17 protein-coding genes are annotated in these 21,385 nt (G+C 48.0%); 16 read left to right on the top strand and 1 reads right to left on the bottom strand.

Translation table 11 applies throughout. From position 1 onward, the window contains the following. Window position 1 precedes the first annotated feature (1 nt). From AC5YBX_RS00250 to AC5YBX_RS00300, 11 genes are all read left to right on the top strand, one after another. Complete coding sequence (locus AC5YBX_RS00250; protein WP_494524206.1) at window positions 2-670, top strand: TorD/DmsD family molecular chaperone; 669 nt, start codon at window positions 2-4, stop codon at window positions 668-670. Window positions 671-812: 142 nt separating this feature from the next. Next, window positions 813-1,013 (top strand): twin-arginine translocation signal domain-containing protein, encoded by a 201-nt coding sequence (locus AC5YBX_RS00255; protein ID WP_475515446.1) that lies wholly within the window; start codon window positions 813-815, stop codon window positions 1,011-1,013. Window positions 1,014-1,080: 67 nt separating this feature from the next. Beyond that, window positions 1,081-3,930 (top strand): formate dehydrogenase subunit alpha, encoded by a 2,850-nt coding sequence (locus tag AC5YBX_RS00260; protein ID WP_475516890.1) that lies wholly within the window; start codon window positions 1,081-1,083, stop codon window positions 3,928-3,930. Between the two features lie 26 nt (window positions 3,931-3,956). Then, window positions 3,957-4,553 (top strand): formate dehydrogenase FDH3 subunit beta, encoded by a 597-nt coding sequence (gene fdh3B / locus AC5YBX_RS00265; RefSeq protein ID WP_475515447.1) that lies wholly within the window; start codon window positions 3,957-3,959, stop codon window positions 4,551-4,553. Between the two features lie 51 nt (window positions 4,554-4,604). Beyond that, complete coding sequence (locus AC5YBX_RS00270) at window positions 4,605-5,633, top strand: formate dehydrogenase subunit gamma (RefSeq protein ID WP_475515448.1); 1,029 nt, start codon at window positions 4,605-4,607, stop codon at window positions 5,631-5,633. A 569-nt stretch (window positions 5,634-6,202) separates the two neighbouring features. Next, a complete protein-coding gene (locus tag AC5YBX_RS00275; RefSeq protein WP_110458741.1) occupies window positions 6,203-6,400 on the top strand; it encodes a twin-arginine translocation signal domain-containing protein in 198 nt (65 codons plus the stop codon). Window positions 6,401-6,417: 17 nt separating this feature from the next. Continuing rightward, a complete protein-coding gene (locus AC5YBX_RS00280) occupies window positions 6,418-9,273 on the top strand; it encodes a molybdopterin-dependent oxidoreductase (protein WP_494520395.1) in 2,856 nt (951 codons plus the stop codon). Window positions 9,274-9,293: 20 nt separating this feature from the next. Then, window positions 9,294-9,863 (top strand): formate dehydrogenase FDH3 subunit beta, encoded by a 570-nt coding sequence (gene fdh3B, locus AC5YBX_RS00285; protein ID WP_475515450.1) that lies wholly within the window; start codon window positions 9,294-9,296, stop codon window positions 9,861-9,863. 71 nt (window positions 9,864-9,934) lie between these two features. Further along, window positions 9,935-10,924 carry a formate dehydrogenase subunit gamma gene (locus AC5YBX_RS00290; RefSeq protein ID WP_475515451.1) on the top strand — a complete coding sequence of 330 codons (990 nt, stop codon included), beginning with the start codon at window positions 9,935-9,937 and terminating at the stop codon, window positions 10,922-10,924. 299 nt (window positions 10,925-11,223) lie between these two features. Beyond that, entirely contained in the window at window positions 11,224-12,606 is a 1,383-nt protein-coding gene (locus tag AC5YBX_RS00295; protein ID WP_494524207.1) for a class II fumarate hydratase, read from the top strand. A gap of 327 nt (window positions 12,607-12,933) precedes the next feature. Continuing rightward, window positions 12,934-14,517: a methyl-accepting chemotaxis protein gene (locus tag AC5YBX_RS00300; protein WP_475515453.1), complete on the top strand. Its 1,584-nt coding sequence runs from the start codon at window positions 12,934-12,936 to the stop codon at window positions 14,515-14,517. A gap of 90 nt (window positions 14,518-14,607) precedes the next feature. On the opposite strand, the gene AC5YBX_RS00305 is transcribed toward AC5YBX_RS00300, so the two are convergent. Next, window positions 14,608-15,771, bottom strand: a complete 1,164-nt coding sequence (locus AC5YBX_RS00305; protein ID WP_475515454.1) for an iron-containing alcohol dehydrogenase — start codon at window positions 15,769-15,771, stop codon at window positions 14,608-14,610. Between the two features lie 191 nt (window positions 15,772-15,962). On the opposite strand from AC5YBX_RS00305, the gene AC5YBX_RS00310 reads away from it, so the two are divergent. The 5 genes from AC5YBX_RS00310 to AC5YBX_RS00330 all read left to right on the top strand — a co-directional run bounded on the left by AC5YBX_RS00310 (window position 15,963) and on the right by AC5YBX_RS00330 (window position 21,372). Continuing rightward, window positions 15,963-16,841 carry an AraC family transcriptional regulator gene (locus tag AC5YBX_RS00310; RefSeq protein ID WP_475515455.1) on the top strand — a complete coding sequence of 293 codons (879 nt, stop codon included), beginning with the start codon at window positions 15,963-15,965 and terminating at the stop codon, window positions 16,839-16,841. A 268-nt stretch (window positions 16,842-17,109) separates the two neighbouring features. After that, window positions 17,110-18,447 (top strand): coproporphyrinogen III oxidase family protein, encoded by a 1,338-nt coding sequence (locus tag AC5YBX_RS00315; protein ID WP_494520392.1) that lies wholly within the window; start codon window positions 17,110-17,112, stop codon window positions 18,445-18,447. A 108-nt stretch (window positions 18,448-18,555) separates the two neighbouring features. Then, complete coding sequence (locus AC5YBX_RS00320; RefSeq protein ID WP_475516891.1) at window positions 18,556-19,146, top strand: HD domain-containing protein; 591 nt, start codon at window positions 18,556-18,558, stop codon at window positions 19,144-19,146. Between the two features lie 209 nt (window positions 19,147-19,355). After that, the gene (locus tag AC5YBX_RS00325; protein ID WP_475516892.1) at window positions 19,356-20,213 is read left to right on the top strand and encodes a PfkB family carbohydrate kinase; all 858 of its coding nucleotides are present in this window, start codon (window positions 19,356-19,358) and stop codon (window positions 20,211-20,213) included. A gap of 448 nt (window positions 20,214-20,661) precedes the next feature. After that, window positions 20,662-21,372 (top strand): MOSC domain-containing protein, encoded by a 711-nt coding sequence (locus tag AC5YBX_RS00330; protein WP_475515457.1) that lies wholly within the window; start codon window positions 20,662-20,664, stop codon window positions 21,370-21,372. The last annotated feature ends 13 nt before the right edge of the window (window positions 21,373-21,385 follow it).

The raw sequence follows: 21,385 nt of genomic DNA on the forward strand, positions 1-21,385 counted from the left end.
TATGACCGAATTAGTAAGAGAAGTATCAGAAAACGATCAATTAAGAGCCGATATCTATCAGCTGTTAGCCGCACTATTACGTTGTCAGCCAAGCGCTGAATTGCTGCAGTTTCTTGCCAGCCTTGAGATAGATGCCAACGAAGATGATAGCGACATGACTAAGGCCTGGTTGGCATTAAAACTTGCCGCAGGTCAGTTTACTACCGACCAACTTGAAGAGGAGTATTTTAATATCTTCTTGGGTGTAGGCAGTGGTGAAATCTTGCCTTATGGCAGTTGGTTTATGACCGGCTCTTTGATGGATAAGCCGTTGGCCTTGCTGCGTCAAGACTTGGCTCAACTCGGGTTTGAGCGTACCGATGAGGTGAAAGAGCCTGAAGATCATGTGGCTGCTCTGTGTGAAGTGATGGGTACCCTAATTTTAGAGGCACCAAGCTATCGTCAATTAGCGTTTTACCAACGTCATATCGGTAGCTGGATCGACCGCTTCTGTGATCACTTGGCTCGCACCCCTAGTGCGGCGTTTTATGCCACAGTGGCTCAGTTGGCTAAATCTTTCTTTGCTATTGAAGCCAATGAATTTGAACAATTGAGTTTAAACATTCCGGTGAACTGCCCTGGCAGCGAAGCGGAAAAGATCCAACCCACCAGCAATGAACTCGTTTCATAGGGTGGCAACTTGTTATGCCTGTGTCATCTGCTGCAGGCATAGTGAAATCTGAGGGCTCGCCCTCAATTACCATCGGGTCGCTGCGCCAGTGAGTTTCACATATCGGCAACGCGACTCACTTTGAGTTAATAAAGGAGACACTATGAAGAAGCAAGCTTCCGATATGGGTCGTCGTCAACTGTTAAAAGCCTTAGCCATAGGGAGTGCTGCCGGTGCTGTTGCTACCGTCAGTGGTCAGGCTGCGGCAGCTACACCAGCACAGGCTAAAGAGTCTGCTCGTGGTGATGGCTATCAGGAGACGGATCATATTCGTAGTTATTACGCGTCGTTACGTACGAAGTAAATCACTACTTAGGTAGTGAATCAAAGCGTAATTACGCAGTAATTCAATAACATTAGGAGAGTGTGTGATGCGATTAACACGCAAAACAGACCAAGCTGACGCTACTAAAAAGCCAGCCCTAGGTCTAAATCGTCGCCAATTCCTCCAGACAGCAGGTCTTGCTACTGGTGGTATTGCTGCGGCTTCAATGCTTGGCGCAGGTATGATGCGCAAAGCCGAAGCAAAAGAAGTGCCTCATGATGCACCTACAGAAGTAAAACGTACCATCTGTTCTCACTGTTCAGTGGGTTGTGGTATTTACGCTGAAGTGCAAAACGGGGTGTGGACAGGGCAAGAGCCTGCATTCGACCATCCATTTAACGCTGGTGGCCATTGTGCTAAAGGGGCTGCGCTGCGTGAACATGGTCACGGAGAGAAGCGTCTTAAGTACCCAATGAAGCTTGAAGGCGGTAAGTGGAAGCGTATCTCATGGGATCAAGCCATTGAAGAAGTCGGCCAAAAGGCGCTGGATATCCGTAAAGAATCGGGTCCAGATTCAGTATTCTTCATGGGTAGTGCTAAGTTCTCTAACGAGCAAGCGTATTTATACCGTAAATTCGCCGCGATGTGGGGCACTAACAACGTCGACCATTCAGCACGTATTTGTCACTCTACCACTGTAGCCGGTGTTGCTAACACTTGGGGCTATGGTGCGCAAACCAACTCTTTCAACGATATTCGTAATGCAAAAGCGATGATGTTCATCGGGTCTAACCCATCAGAAGCACATCCTGTTTCAATGCAGCATATCCTGGAAGGTAAAGAGCGCGGCGCGAAAATTATCGTTGTCGACCCACGTTTCACCCGAACGGCAGCAAAAGCTGACGAGTTCGTGCATATCCGCCCTGGTACCGATATTCCCTATATCTATGGTCTGTTGTGGCATATTTTTGAAAACAAGTGGGAAGATCAAACCTTTATCGACCAGCGCGTTTACGGTATGGAGCGTATTCGCGAAGCGGCCGCTAAGTGGACCCCTGCAGAAGTGGAAAACGTTGTCGGCGTACCCGAAGCACAGATGTATCGCGTTGCTAAGTTGTTGGCAACCACTAAGCCTGGCACTATCGTTTGGTGTATGGGTGGTACTCAGCACCATATCGGTAATGCCAATACCCGTGCCTACTGTATCCTGCAGCTAGCCCTAGGTAACATGGGTGTGTCTGGTGGTGGTACTAACATCTTCCGTGGTCACGATAACGTACAGGGTGCAACGGACTTTGGTCTACTGTTTGATACCTTGCCAGGCTACTACGGCTTGAAGACTGGGTCATGGAAACACTGGTGTAACGTATGGGATTTGGATTATGAATGGGTGAAAGCTCGCTTCGACCAAAACCAGTACTTGGGTCAAGACCCAATGACATCAACGGGTATCCCATGTTCGCGTTGGCATGATGGTGTACTTGAAGATAAATCTAAGATTGCGCAGAAAGATAACATTCGTATGTCATTCTTCTGGGGTCAGTCTGTTAACACCGAAACCCGTGGTCGTGAAGTGCGTGAAGCATTGAACAAGATGGATACCGTGGTTGTTGTGGATCCATTCCCAACCATGGCTGGTGTTATGCACACGCGTAAAGATGGTGTGTATCTGCTGCCTGCATCGACTCAGTTTGAAACCTACGGCTCTGTATCAGCATCTAACCGTTCACTCCAGTGGCGTACTCAGGTCATTGAACCACTATTTGAGTCTAAGCCTGATCATGTGATCATGTACAAGCTGGCGAAGAAGTGGGGCATAGAGCAAGAGTTGTGTAAGCATATCCAAGTCAATGGCGATGAGCCGCTGATCGAAGATATCGTCCGTGAATATAACAAAGGTATGTGGACCATCGGTTACACAGGTCAAAGCCCTGAGCGTTTGAAGATGCACCAAGAAAACTGGGGCACCTTCGATATTAAATCGCTTGAAGCGCCAGGTGGCCCTGCTAAGGGTGAAACCTATGGTCTACCTTGGCCATGTTGGGGGACGCCAGAGATGAAACACCCTGGTACGCAAATTCTGTATCGTACCGGCCGTGAAGTAAAAGACGGTGGCGGTAACTTCCGTGCCCGTTACGGGGTTGAGCACGAAGGTAACAATATCTTGGCTGAAGGCTCTTTCTCTAAAGGCTCTGAAATCAAAGATGGTTACCCTGAATTTACCGACAAGATGCTTAAGCAACTTGGCTGGTGGGATGATCTCACCGCTGAAGAGAAAGCCGCTGCTGAAGGTAAAAACTGGAAGACTGATATTTCTGGTGGTATTCAGCGTGTGGCGATTAAGCATGGCTGTATCCCTTACGGTAACGCTAAAGCGCGTTGTATCGTGTGGAACTTCCCTGATGATATCCCAGTACATCGTGAGCCGCTTTACACTCCTCGTCGTGACTTGGTTGCTAAGTATCCTACTTATGATGACCGTATGGTTGCGCGACTACCTACTCTATATAAAACTATTCAGGATCAAGATTTTGCCAAAGATTTCCCACTGGCATTAACCTCGGGCCGCTTGGTTGAGTATGAAGGTGGTGGTGAAGAGACCCGTTCAAATCCATGGCTAGCTGAACTGCAACAAGAGATGTTCATCGAAATCAGCCCGGGTGATGCGGCGGATCGCGGCCTTCGTGATGGTGACGAAGTATGGGTTCACAGTCCAGAAGGCGCCAAAATTAAAGTTCAGGCAATGGTGACACCTCGGGTGATTAATGGTGAATGTTTCATGCCATATCACTTCGCAGGTATCTTCGAAGGTGAAAGCCTAGAGAAGAATTACCCAGAGGGCACAATCCCTTACATTATTGGCGAATCAGCCAATACGGTATTGACCTACGGCTATGACGTTGTGACCCAGATGCAAGAGACTAAGTCTAGCTTGTGTCAGATCACTAAAGCCTAACTGAACTTGATGAGGAGATAGCCATTATGGCAGTCATGAAATTTTTATGTGACACCAAACGCTGCATCGAGTGTAACGGTTGCGTCACAGCATGTAAGAACGAAAACGATTCCGCACTCGAGTGGGGAATTCAACGTCGCCGCGTCGTGACGATTAACGATGGTCAGCCAGGCGAAGCATCGATCTCAGTGGCATGTATGCACTGTACCGACGCCCCTTGTATGGCAGTTTGCCCAGCTGATTGTTTCTATCGTACCGAAGACGGCATTGTATTGCATAACAAAGATACCTGTATTGGTTGTGGTTACTGTTTCTATGCCTGTCCTTTCGGCGCGCCACAGTTCCCTAAGAAGGGGGCTTTTGGTAGCCGCGGTAAAATGGATAAGTGTACTTTCTGTGCCGGTGGCCCAGAAGAGACCTTCTCTGAAGCCGAGCGTCAGAAGTACGGTGCTAACCGTATCGCTGAAGGTAAGTTGCCGATGTGTGCAGAGCTTTGTTCAACTAAAGCACTGCTCGCTGGTGATGCTGAAGTGGTATCGAACATTTACCGCGAGCGCATGGCTGCGCGAGGTAATCCTAATGTGATTTGGGGTTACAACCCTCAAACGGCTGAGTTCAACTAAGCAGAGCAAGGGTTAGTGCGTCAGTACTAACCCTTAAGTAAAGGAGTGACAATGTTAAACAAACTGTTAAACAAATCACTGCGTAGTCTGTTTGCTCTGTTAGTGCTCATCACGGGATTGGGTATGGGGGCGACGATGCTCTCTATGCCTGCTCACGCGAGTGATCAGCAATCGAGCCAGCAACAGGCTAACGCAAAGACCAGTGATGCTGACCTATGGCGAGCGGTAAAAGCCGGTGATTCGGGTTATACCACAGCTAAAGGTGTTGAAACTGGGGTGCTGATTAACGTTGCCGGTAATGAAGGTAAAGAGGTCCGAAATAAATACCTCACGCCAGTTATGGCCATAGCGGTCGTCGGTGTTTTTGGTGCATTTTTACTGTTTTACTTGGTAAATGGTGCATCTAAATTAAGCCATGGTTTTTCCGGCAAAATGCTATTGCGCTGGACAAAAGCCGACTTGTGGCTGCACTGGGCGATGGCGATACCTTGCTTAGCACTGATCTTTACTGGTTTAAATATCATGCTAGGTAAGTATGCCTTGCAACCTTATGTCGGAGCCGATATTTGGGCTGCATTAATCTATGGTAGTAAGACTATCCATGATTATGCCGGTCCTTTGTTCATTATCGCTTGGGCGTTATGTGTCATTAAATGGATGCCAATGCAGACATTTAAGATGTATGACCTTAAATGGTTCCTCGTGGTGGGTGGTTACATCAACTTCGGTCCATTTAAAGGTAAGCACCCTGACAGTGGTTTTGCTAACGCGGGTGAAAAAATGTGGTTCTGGACACTGGCCTTCTTTGGTCTATTTATCAGTGTGTCCGGTATCATGTTGGTTCTACCTGGCTTAGATCTGCCACGTGAAGCGTCAATGGCAGCCCTACTTATTCACGGTATCAGCGCTATTATCTTGATTGCCTTTACCATAGTACATATATGGATGGCGACGGTATTGAGTGAGGGCGGTATGGAATCGATGAAGTCGGGTTACTGTGATGAAAACTGGGCGATTCAACACCATAATCTTTGGTTCGATGAGATCAAAGAAAACGGTACCTTGCAGTATAAAAAGTAAGTTTATTACCTAAACTTCACTTATAAAAAGCACCTCGTTGGTAATCCAATGAGGTGCTTTTTTTTGGCTCGCTTTCAAGTCAAATTGGCCAAAGGTGTTGCCGAATATTGTCTGCGGATGAGTTCGTTAGTGCTATCAAAACGTGGCAACCATGTCGGCCCCCATTTTCTAAAAGACCAGCCATTTATCGGTTAACGGTCAAGTGTGGCGTTGATGGCGTATACCAATATCTATTACGCTCAATTCAGCATGCAACATTTAATTTACATCTGTGTTTGGGTGTATCACGCCTTTATGACGAACCGCTGCTCTGGATATTTGAATATACATGATTGGCTTAACACTTTGGCTATTTACTCTATTTTTGCGTAGTTCTTACCCCGTTTAGATCAATATTTTATGCATCAAATCCACCTATATTGCAGGGGCAATTAATCGGATGTTTTTAATAAATATATAAAATTTACCAAATCAGCACCTAGGCGCAACATTTGTTTAACGTGTGTTTTATCGCTTGATTTGAATGAAGCATCCCAACTATTTGAATCGTCCTAATACTAGGAGCAAAAATGAAAAAGCAACAGCCCGATCTCAATCGTAGATCATTGCTGAAAGCACTCTCCATTGGTGGTACGGCCGGTGTGGCCATTGCCGCAAGTGGTGTCAGTGTTGCCCATGCAGCGGAAACTAAGCCAAGTGTAAAACACACCGACAGCTACCATGAAACTGCGCATATCCGCAGCTACTACAACAGCTTGCGTAGCTAATTAGGAGAACAAAAGCGATGAAGTTAACTCGCAAATCAAATGAGGCGCCTACCGTTGCTAAGTCAACACTAGGGATCAGTCGTCGTCAATTTATGAAGCACGCAGGTATCACCACCGGTGGTATCGCAGCAGCATCTCTTCTTGGTACTGGCATGATGCGTCGCGCCGAAGCCAAAGATATTCCTCATGATGCACCTATCGAAATCAAACGCACCGTATGTAGTGCCTGTGCGGTTGGTTGTGGTCTTTATGCTGAAGTACAAAATGGCGTTTGGACAGGACAAGAGCCTGCATTCGACCATCCATTTAACTCTGGCGGCCATTGTGCTAAAGGTGCTGCACTGCGTGAACATGGTCACGGTGAGAAGCGTCTTAAGTACCCAATGAAATTGGTTGATGGTAAGTGGAAAAAATTGTCGTGGGAGCAGGCTTTTAACGAAGTGGGCGACAAGATGCTGGACATCCGCAAAGAGTCGGGTCCAGATTCACTTTACTTTATGGGTAGCGCTAAGTTTTCTAACGAAGGCTGCTACATGTACCGTAAATTCGCGGCAATGTGGGGCACCAACAACGTCGACCACTCGGCGCGTATTTGTCACTCTACCACGGTAGCCGGTGTTGCAAACACTTGGGGCTATGGTGCGCAAACTAACTCGTTCAACGATATCCAGAACGCCAATGCGATCTTCTTTATTGGGTCTAACCCAGCTGAAGCACATCCGGTCGCGATGCAGCATATCCTTATCGCTAAAGAGAAGAATAACGCGAAAGTGATTGTTGTCGATCCACGTTTCTCTCGCACTGCAGCGCATTCAGATCTGCATTGTGCACTGCGACCAGGTACCGATATTCCATTCATCTACGGTATGCTTTGGCATATCTTCGAAAACGGTTGGGAAGATAAAACCTTTATCGAGCAGCGTGTGTTCGAAATGGAGACTATCCGTGAAGAGGTGAAGAAATTCCCACCTAAAGAAGTGACTAATATCACGGGTGTGAGTGAAGAAGATGTATACCAAGCGGCTAAATTAATGGCCGATAACCGTCCTGGTACCGTAGTTTGGTGTATGGGTGGTACTCAGCATCACGTGGGTAACGCGAACACGCGTGCTTACTGTATCTTGCAGCTCGCCTTAGGCAACATGGGCGTGTCTGGTGGTGGGACTAACATTTTCCGTGGCCACGATAACGTACAGGGTGCGACTGACTTAGGTCTACTGTTCGATACGCTACCTGGTTACTACGGTCTTAAGACTGGTTCTTGGAAGCATTGGTCAAATGTATGGGAACTGGATTACGAGTGGGTTAAAGGTCGTTTCGACCAAAATGAATACCTTGGTCGTATCCCAATGAATACGCCTGGTATTCCATGTTCTCGTTGGCACGATGGTGTATTAGAAACGCCTGAGAAGCTAGCACAGAAAGATCGTGTGCGTATGGCGTTCTTCTGGGGTCAATCGGTTAACACCGAAACTCGTCAAAGCGAAGTGCGTGACGCCCTAGATAAGATGGACACTGTAGTAGTAGTCGACCCATTCCCAACTATGGCGGGTGTGATGCACCGTCGTAAGAATGGTGTTTATCTATTACCAGCAGCGACTCAGTTTGAAACTGAAGGTTCAGTGTCTAACTCCGGTCGTAGCCAGCAGTGGCGCGAAAAGGTCATCGAGCCGTTATTCGAGTCTAAGACTGACCTTGAGATCATGTATCGTCTATCACAAAAGCTTGGTTTCGCAGATGAGTACACTAAGCGCATCGCCAAAGATGCTAATGACGTACTGGTGATTGAAGATGTTACTCGCGAAATTAACCGCGGTATGTGGACTATCGGTATGTCTGGTCAAAGCCCTGAGCGTTTGAAGCTACACACCCAAAACTGGGGTACGTTTAGCAATAAAACTCTTGAAGCGGTAGGTGGCCCAGCAAAAGGCGAAACTTACGGTCTACCTTGGCCATGTTGGGGTACGCCAGAGCAGAAACACCCAGGTACGCAAATCCTATACAACACACACAAACATGTGCTTGAGGGCGGCGGTAACTTCCGTGCGCGCTACGGTGTTGAATACAAAGGTAAGAACCTATTGGCCGAAGGCAGCTTCTCTAAGGGTGCTGAGATCCAAGACGGTTATCCAGAGTTCAGCGCAGATATGCTCAAGCAACTTGGCTGGTGGGACGACCTTACAGCAGAAGAGAAAGTCTCTGCCGAAGGTAAAAACTGGAAGACTGACCTTTCAGGTGGTATCCAGCGCGTGGCTATGAAGCATGGTTGTATTCCATTTGGTAACGCTAAAGCGCGTTGTATCGTATGGACCTTCCCTGATCAAGTACCTGTGCACCGTGAGCCTCTGTACACGCCACGTCGTGATCTTGTGTCTAAGTACCCAACTTATGACGATATGCAAGTGCATCGTCTACCTACGCTGTACAAGTCAATCCAAGAGAAAGACAGTTCAGTCAAGTACCCATTAGGATTGACCTCAGGTCGTCTGGTTGAGTACGAAGGTGGTGGTGAAGAGTCACGCTCTAACCCATGGCTAGCAGAGCTTCAACAAGAGATGTTTGTTGAAATTAACCCTGCCGATGCCGCTGACCGTGGTATCCGTAACGGTGACACTGTATGGCTAGAGGGTGCTGAAGGTGGCCGCATTAAGATTCAGGCGATGGTAACCCCACGGGTTAAACCTGGTGTGACTTGGATGCCTTACCACTTTGCGGGTGTGATGCATGGCGAAAGCCTCGAGAACAACTATCCAGAAGGTACAGTGCCTTATGTGATTGGTGAGTCAGCGAACACGGCATTAACTTACGGTTATGACCCTGTGACGCAGATGCAAGAGACTAAAGCTTCGCTTTGTCAGATCACTAAAGCCTAAGTACCGGGAGAATTGCCAATATGGCTACAATGAAATTTTTATGTGATACCAAGCGCTGCATCGAATGTAACGGCTGTGTCACTGCATGTAAAAACGAAAACGACTCTGCTCTAGAGTGGGGTATTCAGCGTCGTCGCGTTGTCACCATCAATGACGGTGTTCGAGGCGAAGCGTCTATCTCTGTGGCGTGTATGCATTGTACAGATGCACCTTGCCAAGCGGTTTGCCCTGCAAACTGTTTCTACAAGACAGAAGATGGCCTAACGCTACACAACAAAGATACCTGTATCGGTTGTGGCTATTGCCTATTTGCTTGCCCATTTGGCGCGCCTCAGTTCCCTAAACAGGGGGCATTTGGTAGCCGCGGTAAAATGGACAAATGTACTTTCTGTGCCGGTGGTCCTGAAGAGAATCATTCAGATGCAGAACGTCAGAAGTACGGTGCAAACCGTATTGCAGAAGGCAAGCTGCCTATGTGTGCTGAACTGTGTGCGACTAAGTCGCTACTGGCAGGTGATGCTGAGGTTATCTCAAACATCTTCCGCGAGCGTGTTGCATACCGTGGTTCAAAAAATGCAATTTGGGGTTAATCCTCAGCTTGCATAACGCCACTATAATCCACACCGTGCCCTAGGGCCGGTGTGGACGATAAGGATGTAATATGAACAATTGGTTCAAACAAATTAGCCTAGTGTTAGCCCTTGTTGTGGGGACAATGTTTAGTGCATTGTCGTTTGCCCATGATGATGCCGCGGCGCACGCTCAGGCAACAGAAGGGCAGATCTGGTCGCAGCTACAAGCAGGCGTCACCGGTGAAACCACTTCAGATGGTCAATTCCATAATCAACCCATTAACACCTATGATTTACGCGTACTCGAGCTACGCAGTGACTGGCTAGCACCAGCGCTAATGGCTGCGCTGTTTGGCATGATTGTCATCTTTATACTGTTTATTAAAGTGAATGGTATCTCTAAGTTGCATCATGGCTTCTCGGGTAAAATGGTGTATCGCTGGTCGAAGTTTGATGTATCGATCCACTGGCTTGGCGCCATTCCTTGCTTACTGTTGATCCTCACCGGATTAACCCTGTTGGCCGGACGTTTCTTCTTCCAACCTTATTTGGGTGAAGGCTTCTGGGCGGCACTGGTGTATGGTGCAAAGCAAGTGCACGACGTGATGGCCATCCCCTTTATGTTGGGCTGGGCGCTCATGGTCAGCTTATGGGCTAAAAACCAGCTACCTAAGATGTATGACGTTAAATGGTTCATGGTGGTGGGTGGTTACATCAACTTCGGTCCATTCAAAGGCAAACACCCTGATGCGGGCTTTGCTAACGCCGGTGAGAAGATGTGGTTCTGGGCGTTCGCGCTATTTGGCCTAATCATCTCAGCGTCTGGCATGTTGTTGCTGTTCCCGAACTTGTTCGAGCCTAGCCGTACCCTGAGCTTAATTGCTTTGGTATTGCACTCAGTTAGCGCCATCATCATCACCGCGTTCTCAATCGTGCATATCTTCATGGCAACCGTGATGTCTGAAGGTGGCATGGAGTGTATGGTGTCGGGTTACTGTGATGAAAACTGGGCGACTCAGCACCACAACTTGTGGTTCGATGAGATCAAAGCCGACGGTACGCTTAAGTATAAAAAATAGGCTGTAGTCTTAGGTGATAGTGCTTAGGCGCTAGCCACTACAACCGCTTTGATAAACACCTCGTTGGGTAACCAGTGAGGTGTTTTTTTATGCCTGAGTTAAGGGGGCTTATCATACATGGTGTGATGGCGATAAATGTGCTCAACGCTCTGCGCCAACCAAGACTGAGCTTGAATATAACTGGATACCGCAGATATTGTTAAATAATCAATATTCTCAATGAATTGATTGGCTAGTGGGCAGTGAAGTCGTCGGTTTTGATCTAAGCTCAACAGAGGTGGATTGAGAAGGGGGTGGCGATGAAATACAAAACGGTGCGAGACAGTATGGGGGAGATTAAAGTGCCATTTGATGCCTTGTACGGCGCGCAAACGGCGCGCGCCTTGGATAACTTCCCTATTAGTGGCGACCCCATGCCTGAGGCCTTTATACGCGCCTTATTACTGGCCAAGCGCGCGGCAGCAGAGGCCAATGGCCAGCTCGCATTACTTGATAGCGTGACGGTCAATGCCATTGTCAATGCGGTGCAACAACTGCAGAACGATCCACTGCTGATGCAACATTTCCCTATCGATAGGTTTCAAACCGGGTCGGGAACCAGCAGCAATATGAACGCTAACGAGGTTATCGCCTGCTTGGCCAGCCAGCGCCTAGGCCGTGAGGTGAGTGCCAACGATGAGATCAATTTAGGCCAAAGCAGTAACGATATTATTCCTAGCAGTATTCATATCAGTGCCATGTTGGCGCTTGAGCAGCAATTATTGCCCGCACTAAGCCATCTGCAACAGATTATCAGTCAAAAAGCTCTGACCTTAACCGAGCGGGTTAAAACTGGCCGTACCCATTTGATGGACGCTATGCCAGTGCGCTTTAGCCAAGAGCTTGATGGCTGGGCCAGTCAAATTGAGCAATGCCAGCTGATGCTCATCGCGCTGCAGCCGTCATTGTCGGCGCTTGCCCAAGGCGGTACGGCAGTCGGCACTGGGGTCAATACCCACCCCGACTTTGCAAGTTGTTTTTGCGATAAGCTCAGTAGTATCACTGGAGTTAGATTTCGTCCAGCCGATAATCTGTTTAGCCGTATGGGCAGCCATGACACTGCAGTGGCGCTATCGGGGCAACTGAAGACCTGCGCGGTGGCGATGATGAAGATAGCTAACGATTTGCGCTGGATGAACTCGGGGCCACTGGCCGGACTCGGCGAAATAGCGTTACAGCCCTTGCAGCCCGGCTCATCCATTATGCCGGGTAAAGTCAATCCGGTGATCCCCGAAGCGGCCTGTATGGTGGCTGCACAGGTGATAGGTAATGATGCGGCCATCACCCTTGGTGGCCAGTCGGGTAACTTTGAACTCAATGTGATGCAACCGCTAATAGCGGTTAACCTGTTGCATAGCATCGAATTACTCAGCAGCACGAGCCGTTTGCTGGCCGATAAGGCAATTATCAGTTTTAGCGTGAATCAGGCCAATATAGAGGAGCCGCTTCGGCGTAACCCCATTCTGGTGACAGCGTTAACACCTGTGGTTGGTTACCTTAAAGCGGCTGAGATTGCGAAACAAGCTTACGAGCAGCAACGTGAAATCGTCGAGGTGGCTGCCGAGCAGACCGACTTAAGCCGTGAAGAGCTGCGGCGCTTACTCGACCCCAAACGGTTAACCTATGGCGGATTGGGTAAATAAAATTAGGTCTTTTTTAATCTTTACATCTTATTTTTTAAGCGTTTATACGATGAGGCTTTCTGGTCAGATGTCTGTAGCCCTTATGTTTGCTGACATGTTGTCGATATCTAATGGTGTAAGCCTAGTACGGATGGTCATGCTGTGTAATAACTAAATCTAATGGATTAAGAGTCTGTCATCGACAGTAAAAACAGCTCCTATACTTACTTCTTGGGTAGTGAATGAGGCAGTAATGAGAGAATGTCGCTCACAGACAGAGTCTACTAAGCGACGGTTTTCTTATTGGTTATCGCCTTCACTGCTCACCTATCACGTTAGAGGTTTATTATGATCCAGCACACCAAAACCAGTATTCTGACTGCGTTACCAACTGTACTCACAAGTATTCTGCTTGTTGTTATCGGCTTTCTTTCTTATAGCACTTTCGTTGGACTGGAAGAGGCTAATCAGCGTTTAGTGCATAATACTCAACTCGCAGAGGGCGTTACTGATGTGCGTGAAGCCTTTTTTCTATTACGTATCGCCACTGCTACGCATAATGCCAGCGAGGTCGTTAACAGCCAAAACAGCGCACGCCAGTTAATTGCTAAGTTGAAGAATTACGATGTGACCTTTTTAGACCAAGCCAGCAGCAAGATTGAAAGGCTCCAGCCTGCGGTCGAGCGGTATGTACGCTTATATAATGAAGAGCTCGCGCTGGCGGAGCGCACAGGTTCTGAGCCGGTTTTTACCAGTGAGCGCAGCGCATTAGGTCCTGAGATCAGTGATATTATTCGCAGTTTGGTATCGGCTATTACCGCGCGTAATCATGATTTGGCTGGGGTGGCGGCTGATGACATTAGGCAGGCAGAAATCACCATTATTAGCCTCATTATATTGACCATTGCCATAGCGTTAATCTTGGCCTTGGTGATGAGTCATAAATTGGTTGCCATTATCAATCAAATTAAATCTGTGGTTGAGCGACTAGCCCAAGGTGACTTAACCCATAAAACCAATATCAATGGTAATAATGAGCTGTGCTCTCTGGCTGGGGATCTCGACAGTGTGATTGATAACCTGCGCCTAATGCTCGCCGATATCTCTCAAGCATCAGATCATATGTCGCAGCAAATTGGGCAACTCAATGAGCAATCGACCAGCAATAGCCAAGCGCTGCAGACTCACACGATTGAAACCGATCAGGTCGTGACGGCGATGACAGAGATGAGCGCCACCGCACAAAATGTGGCAGGTGATGCCGCCTCGGCGGCGCAATTTACTCAGCAAGCCAATGCCCAAGCCGATAAATCGAAACAGGCTGTCGAGGAGGCCACAGGTAGAGTGATTGCCTTGGTCGGTGAGGTAGATAAAGCCGCGACGACCATTGGCGAAATGCATGAAAATACCCGTCAAATCGCCACTGTGCTCAATGTGATTGGAGAAATTGCCGAGCAGACAAACTTGTTGGCATTGAATGCTGCCATCGAGGCGGCGCGCGCTGGTGAGCAGGGGCGCGGTTTTGCTGTGGTGGCTGATGAAGTGCGGGCACTCGCGGCGCGCACTCAGGCCAGCACCTCTGAGATCAATACCATGTTAGATCGTTTGCGCAGTGGGGCAGAGCAGGCGGTGGCGGCGATGGATCAAACTAAACGTAGCTGCCAAGATGCCGCCGATAACACAGGGCTAGTAACCGATAATCTTGATGGGCTGGTGGCTCATGTATTTGATATTAATGGCCTTAGCAATCAGATTGCCACAGCCGCTGAGGAGCAAAGTGCGGTATCGGAAGAGATTAACCGTAACTTAACCACCATTCGTGAAATGGTCGATGAGCTTAATTTGAGCGCCAGTGCCACTCTGTCTAGTGCCACATCGCTGGCAGCGACGAGAGAGCAGTTAAGTGGTGTCGTGGCCAATTTTAAGTTGTAACTGCTAGCCGAGGTCCTTTAGGCTAATGGATAAGTAAAAAAAACCGCCTTTCAAGGCGGTTTTTTATTATCTCACGCGTTGGCAGAAAGATTACCAAGCCATCTGTAAAATTTCACGGCTGATATCTAAATCAAGATCGCCAGATTCTGATAGCGCCGTCATACCATGTGCCTTGAGAGCATCAATGACTAACTCAATTTGATCTTGGCTAATATCATGATCGCGTAAGCGCGTTTTCAGGCCGACCTGTTGGAAGAAGGCTTCTGTCTTAGCGATAGCCTGCTCGATACGGCTATCTTCATCACCTTCGGTGATGTCCCATACGCGCTCTGCGTATTGCAGTAACTTGGCGTGCTTTTGGGTTTTACGCACGCGCCACACTGATGGCAATACCGCGGCCAGTGTTTGCGCATGATCGATATTAAACAGCGCCGTTAATTCATGGCCAATCATGTGTGTGGTCCAGTCAAACGGCACACCGACCCCTATCATGCCATTAAGGGCTGAGGTGGCGCTCCACATCAGGTTGGCGCGTGCCTGATAGTTTTCTGGCTCAGCAACTGTGATTGGGCCAATTTCAATTAGGGTACGCATAATGCCTTCGGCCATGCGATCTTGCACGCGGGCATCTACTGGGTAGGTTGCATATTGCTCAATTACGTGCACAAAGGCATCAACCACACCATTAGCCACTTGAATTTTTGGTAGGCTAAAGGTCAGTGTTGGGTCCAGCATAGAGAAAGTTGGGTAGATGCTCGGGTGGTTAACCGGAAACTTACCACCTTGATAGCTTATCACGCCAAAAGCATTCATCTCTGAGCCTGTTGCTGGCAAGGTAGCGATGGTTGCCAGTGGCAATACATCTTTAGCATCGACAGGAACAGGGCTAAAGCCGTGGAATAGCAAGCTGCTGCTGTCACCTTCAAACTTGGTCGCGAGAGCGATAAACTTAGTGCCATCCATTACCGAGCCGCCACCGACAGCGAGCAGAAAATCGATAGATTCTTTACGCGCCAGCTCAGCGGCTTTAGCCAAGGTTTCATATTTTGGATTGGCTTCAATACCGCCAAATTCAAACACGGTGCGCGACCCTAGAGCGGCGATGACCTTGTCTAAGGTGCCGAAACGTTTCACGCTGCCACCACCGTAAGTGACTAATACACGGGCATCGGCTGGGATCAATTTATCCAGTTCGGCGATTCTATCTTTACCAAACACAATGTGGGTTGGGTTGCGATAATCAAAATTGAGCATGTTAAGTACCTTGTAGTCGAGCTGAAATGATAGCGTTAATGTTAGGCTTATTGGCGTAAACATAAATACCCATTGCTGGTCAATTTGTGCCTATTCCTATCACATCTGGTGGATATTGATCTTAATTGGCACAATTTGATGCTTTTTCCTGTCTTGGTGATAAAGTCGCTGTAAAATGATGATAGAGACTAATGATGACAAATATTGCAAGTTTGATGCTGGCGTTAGCGCCGCAGGAGGGTTTTAACGACACCGCCATTGCGGGGGTTAAGGTATTTCGCAGCTCCGCTTATGGCTCGCGTGGCCCCATGTGTTATTCCCAGGGCATCTTAATTGTAGGCCAAGGTAAGAAGCGGGTGTATTTGGACAATCAGGTCTTCGACTATGATCCACAAAACTCCTTGGTGATGACGGTGCCAGTGCCGTTAGAGTGTGAAACCTTTGCATCGGTTGCTGAGCCGGTATTGGTGTTAATTGTCGATATCGACTTGCCTTTATTGACCCAGTTAGTTCGCTTGATGGACGAGCATAATCAGGTGCCTAGCGATCTCAATGAGACGCGCCAACCCGGTTACTTTGTTGCCGCGAATAGCGACGATATGGCCTGTTGTATCGAGCGACTATTACAGGTGTTGCAGTCACCCTTAGAGGCGCAAGTATTAGGGCGACCTATGGTGCAAGAGCTGCTTTATCGGCTACTGGCGCTCGACAATGCGGCGCCTCTGTATGCCTTGGCGCTGAGCCACACTCGTTTGTCGCGTATCGATAAGGCGCTCACTTTTTTACATCGTCATTACGGTGATAGCGTCGAGGTGGAACAATTAGCCAATTTAGTGAATATGAGCCCTTCGGCGTTTCACCGCTGCTTTAAGGAGGTTACGGCTTCATCACCTATCCAGTATTTAAAAAAAATCCGCCTCAACAAAGCCCGTGAGTTATTGCAACTGCGTCAACTCAAGGTGAAAGAGGTCGCACTGGCCGTCGGGTATGAAAGTCCGGCGCAATTTAGCCGTGAATTTAAGCGTTATTTCAATCAAAGCCCAGGTGAGAGTGCTAAGGCGGCATTATAGACGTGCGGGGTGAGTAGCGGTTACGGATTGTGGAGCGTGTTGGATTACTGATGGTCAGCCACCTAATAAATCATTTGTTGCTAAAGTATGACATGCTTAACAATTATGCAGTTTATCTCGTGCTAGGTGTTGTAACTGGCGGCGAGTTCACGTTTTATATACAGCGAAGCTGATACTTTTATGGTCCACAAAAGGTTAGGTATCTTTTTTAAGTCATTATTTATTCAACGGCTTTGCTATTCAAGGTCTGTTTCAGTTAGGAATGTTTATGTCTTCAATTGTTCAAGCGGTGTCTGGTGATATGATTCAGCCGTATCAAGCGAATATTACTGTGCCCAACTGGATGCTCAGCTCAATGGAACGAGTGATGCAGTATTATGTTGATAAAAATTTGCGACTCGATACCCAATCAGCGTCTATGATGCCTGCGCCCGTCGAAGGCAAAAAATACATGCTGTATGCCCACATTCCTTTTTGCCATACCTTGTGCTCTTTCTGCACCTTCCACCGATTTATATTTAAAGAGGATAAGGCGCGCGCCTATTTTATTTCGCTGCGTAAAGAGATGGATATGGTGAAGTCGCTTGGTTATGACTTTGAATCTATGTATATCGGGGGGGGCACTACCACGGTATTAGAAGATGAGCTCGCGCGCACCATTGAACATGCTAAGACGCTATTTCCTAGCATTAAAGAGGTGTCGTGTGAGTCTGATCCACAGCATTTAGACAGCCCCGGCTTTAAACAGTTAAAAGGCCTAGTCGACCGCATGTCGATTGGGGTGCAAAGCTTTAATGATGATATTTTGGCGATGACAGATCGCTTAGAAAAGTTCGGTTCGGGCCAAGAAACCTTTGACAAGATCATGGCGGCCAAAGAACTCTTCCCTATTATCAACGTCGATTTAATCTTTGGTTTTCGTGGTCAAACCGATGAAGTGATCCAGCATGATTTAGATATGGCCGCGCGTCTCGATCCACGCCAAATTACCACGTATCCTTTGATGATCACCCATCAAACGCGTAAGAGTGTTAAGGGCAAGCTGGCGGCGCCGCATGGCGATATGGCTCGTCAATATCGTCAAATTCTCAATAGTCTCAATGGTCAATACAATCAGCTATCGGCATGGGCATTTGGTAAGGCCAATAATGAAGGGTTTGATGAGTATGTCATCGATTATGATGAGTATTTAGGAGTTGGCTCAGGATCATTTAGCTTTCTCAATGACACCTTATATGTGAACAATTTCTCTTTGCGTAAGTATCAAGAAAATATCGCCGCAGGCCGTATGGGTGTCGAGCAGCAGAAGAACTACAGTAAAAAAGATGTGATGCAGTATCGCTTCTTGCTGGGCATGTTCTCCGGTCGGTTATCGCGTAAGTATTTCCGCGAGACATTTGGGGTCAATTTGGATTGGGCGCTGTTTAAAGAGATGACCTCAATGAAGGCCATTGGTGCCATTAAGGATGATCCGACCGATCCTGACAACTTGATCGTCACCGATAATGGCAAGATGATGGGCTTGTTAATGATGAAAGAGTTCTATTCTGGCATGGATAACGTCCGTGCTCAGCTGCGTAAGCCGCTTAAGGCCTGCGACATGTAATGGGTTAACCCTCTTGAAATGATAACTAAAAAAGGTTGAACTAGGTTCAACCTTTTTTGTATTGAGGAGCCAGCGTTGCGCGAGTTTGAACAGCAATTTTCACAGTTTATGCAATTACAGCGCCCCAGTGATGCGGCGCACGACTTGCAACATGTGTTGCGGGTAGTTAAATCGGCTAAGCAACTGTGCCGTGAAGAAGCCGCTTGCGCCGATGTGGTGGTGCCGGCAGCTTGGTTACATGATTGCGTATCGCTGGCGAAAGATGATCCTCTGCGCGCCCAATCCTCACGTTTGGCAGCCGACCAAGCTATCGAGTTTTTAGGCCAGATAAGCTATCCCTCAAGGCATTTTAGTGCGATCCACCATGCCATTGTCGCCCACAGTTTTAGTGCCAAAGTGACGCCACAAACCCGAGAGGCACAAATCGTACAAGATGCCGACAGGCTAGATGCACTAGGTGCGATAGGTATTACGCGATGTATTCAGGTTGGCAGCAGTTTGCAACGCAGCTTATACAGCCTTGACGATCCATTTTGTCAGCAGCGTCTCCCTGATGATACGCAATTTACCCTAGATCATTTCTATCAAAAGCTACTGGACTTAAGCGACACCATGTGCACCACTGCGGGTCGTATTGAAGCGCTAAAACGTAGTGAGTTCATGCGGGCTTTTTTACAGCAGCTTGCCAGCGAAATATAACCGCAGTTGTAGCACTTTTTCATCGTCACACGCTATCTATTACCAAGCCAGACTATGAAAAGTTGAGCTATTATAGCCGGCTTGGTATAAAGAGAGGTTGCCACACGGCGCATGGCTGATTGATTGAGTTTAGTGCGTCACCTGACACTCATTTTATGGCTAATAATAACCACATTATCAGCTCAATTGCCCATTATGCCGGAGTCCCCATGGCTAATATCTTGCTGGTTGCCAACTTAAATTGTGACCGTATCTTAAAGCTCAATAAGCCACTTAAAATGGGGGGACGATTCCACTATCAAGATGGTGGTGAGCGCCTCGGCGGTGGCGGAGCCAACACAGGTATTGGCCTCGTCTGGGCGGGTCATAATGTGGCGCTGGTGAGTCAAGTGGGCCGCGATAAAGTGGGCGATTGGCTATTAGCGCAGGTAAGTACCTTAGGGATCGACTGCCGTTTGATGCAGCGTCATGACGGTAATACCCCTGAAATGCTCCTAGTGATGACACCCGATGGTGAGCGCACCATTATTCGCCCGCAGCGGCCGTTGTTCGAGTTAGCCGCTCCACCTAAGTGGTCTAACTGGGATGCGCTTTATATTAATTCGTCGGCCGAAGGTGCGGTGAGTTGGGCTAAGACCGCATTAAATCATTGCTGGGTGATAGCGCAACTGGCTAAGGATAATCGTCCTCGGCCTTGTCATGTGTTAATTGCCTCTAAGGCCGACATGCAAGGACGAAGTGAGTTATCGCCTTGGCAATACGGTTTAACCATAGCAGGTGCCAGCTTACAAGCCTTTGTGGTGACCGATGGTGAGTCGGGGGCAATGGTATACCAAGCCGATGGTGAGCAGCACGTGGCGGCGCAGCCTGCCGAGGTGGTGGATACGACAGGGGCGGGCGATGCTTATGCTGCTGGATTAATCCATGGCTTAGTGCAGGGGGATCCTGTTGTGGTGGCTATGGAGGAAGCCGCGCGCTGGGCGGCATTTGCGGTGTCGACTCACAGCTCTATTCCGGGGCCGCAGCTACAGCACTACTTAGAGGCATCGATGGGTGATAAGCTTTGAGGTTGGCACACGGTGTTAGCTTGTAGGCCGTCCCTTTTGACTTTGAATCAATCCGCCGATATTTATTTAACACTGTCATCTTAGTGTCATCATTGCCGCTTATAGTGGCTTCATGGTCACAGCGTAGCGCTGACCAAAAGTCTGACTTCTATTGAGTAGCGTGTTTCTGTTCTCTTGCCCTTATCCTGGGGCATTTTTTTTGCCTGTTATTTATCCCTATTGACGAACTTTTTTGTGGCAATAGCATGATTTAAAAGTTGTAACATTTTGATCTTATTACGATGTTAATCAGTTTGTGACGCAAAAAATCTCTGTGGTCGCTGCTAGCAATCAAGCCATTTTGTGTTAACTTATCTTGAGTTTAGGGGGATATTGATAACATAAAACCCATATATGAATCGTACTATGATTGCAGAGCTGGGTGATTCACTTCTTGTGGTGGTAACTGATGATTGAAAAAATATCTGGCTTATATGCTGGCGATCAGGTGTGCCTAGTCGCAGCGGTTAATAGCATGATCGATGCAAAGCAGCCTTGCCAGCAGTTGGTTGTGGGCACCTTGGGAGTCGAGGGTGATAGCCAGGCTGACCCTAAGCATCATGGCGGTTTAGATCGCGTGCTACATCATTTTCCGCGCGAACATTATGGCCAATACCGGCGCTGGGATATGATGACTGGTTTTAAAGATGCGCCGGCGATGGGCGAAAATATCAGTACGGTCGGTCTCGATGAAACTCAGGTCAATATTGGTGATATTTTTGCTATTGGTGAGATACGAGTGCAGGTGACGCAGGGACGTTCACCTTGTTTTAAACTTAATCATCAATTTGGTCATCCTGAATTTGCCTTAGCGATGCAAACCAGCGGTTTGTGCGGTTGGTTTTATCGCATTTTAACCCCAGGAACTTTGTATTTAAGTGATGGGATCCGCTTGATTGAACGTTGCAGCGATATCAGTGTACGCGAGTCTATGGCGATCTATTTTGCGAATCAATTTGATGCCGCAGCTTACGAACGTCTTGCCCATTGCACCGGCTTAGCACTGGCATGGGTGGTCAGTTTGCAACACCGTTTAGCCAGCCAAAAGATTGAGCCTTGGCAGATGCGTCTGCTCGGTCCAGAGGCGATACATTCTGGTTTACGTGCTGAATATAAATAAGATGAATACCCAT

Source organism: Shewanella sp. 492, assembly GCF_059338445.1.

Excerpts from the sequence above, each read along its gene's own strand:
- AC5YBX_RS00280 (WP_494520395.1), top strand. The coding sequence starts at position 6,418 with ATGAAGTTAACTCGCAAATCAAATGAGGCGCCTACCGTTGCTAAGTCA.
- AC5YBX_RS00305 (WP_475515454.1), bottom strand. The coding sequence starts at position 15,771 with ATGCTCAATTTTGATTATCGCAACCCAACCCACATTGTGTTTGGTAAA.
- AC5YBX_RS00290 (WP_475515451.1), top strand. The coding sequence starts at position 9,935 with ATGAACAATTGGTTCAAACAAATTAGCCTAGTGTTAGCCCTTGTTGTG.
- AC5YBX_RS00260 (WP_475516890.1), top strand. The coding sequence starts at position 1,081 with ATGCGATTAACACGCAAAACAGACCAAGCTGACGCTACTAAAAAGCCA.
- AC5YBX_RS00300 (WP_475515453.1), top strand. The coding sequence starts at position 12,934 with ATGATCCAGCACACCAAAACCAGTATTCTGACTGCGTTACCAACTGTA.
- AC5YBX_RS00270 (WP_475515448.1), top strand. The coding sequence starts at position 4,605 with ATGTTAAACAAACTGTTAAACAAATCACTGCGTAGTCTGTTTGCTCTG.
- AC5YBX_RS00310 (WP_475515455.1), top strand. The coding sequence starts at position 15,963 with ATGATGACAAATATTGCAAGTTTGATGCTGGCGTTAGCGCCGCAGGAG.
- AC5YBX_RS00315 (WP_494520392.1), top strand. The coding sequence starts at position 17,110 with ATGTCTTCAATTGTTCAAGCGGTGTCTGGTGATATGATTCAGCCGTAT.
- AC5YBX_RS00255 (WP_475515446.1), top strand. The coding sequence starts at position 813 with ATGAAGAAGCAAGCTTCCGATATGGGTCGTCGTCAACTGTTAAAAGCC.
- AC5YBX_RS00295 (WP_494524207.1), top strand. The coding sequence starts at position 11,224 with ATGAAATACAAAACGGTGCGAGACAGTATGGGGGAGATTAAAGTGCCA.
- fdh3B (WP_475515450.1), top strand. The coding sequence starts at position 9,294 with ATGGCTACAATGAAATTTTTATGTGATACCAAGCGCTGCATCGAATGT.
- AC5YBX_RS00275 (WP_110458741.1), top strand. The coding sequence starts at position 6,203 with ATGAAAAAGCAACAGCCCGATCTCAATCGTAGATCATTGCTGAAAGCA.
- fdh3B (WP_475515447.1), top strand. The coding sequence starts at position 3,957 with ATGGCAGTCATGAAATTTTTATGTGACACCAAACGCTGCATCGAGTGT.
- AC5YBX_RS00320 (WP_475516891.1), top strand. The coding sequence starts at position 18,556 with ATGCAATTACAGCGCCCCAGTGATGCGGCGCACGACTTGCAACATGTG.
- AC5YBX_RS00330 (WP_475515457.1), top strand. The coding sequence starts at position 20,662 with ATGATTGAAAAAATATCTGGCTTATATGCTGGCGATCAGGTGTGCCTA.
- AC5YBX_RS00250 (WP_494524206.1), top strand. The coding sequence starts at position 2 with ATGACCGAATTAGTAAGAGAAGTATCAGAAAACGATCAATTAAGAGCC.
- AC5YBX_RS00325 (WP_475516892.1), top strand. The coding sequence starts at position 19,356 with ATGGCTAATATCTTGCTGGTTGCCAACTTAAATTGTGACCGTATCTTA.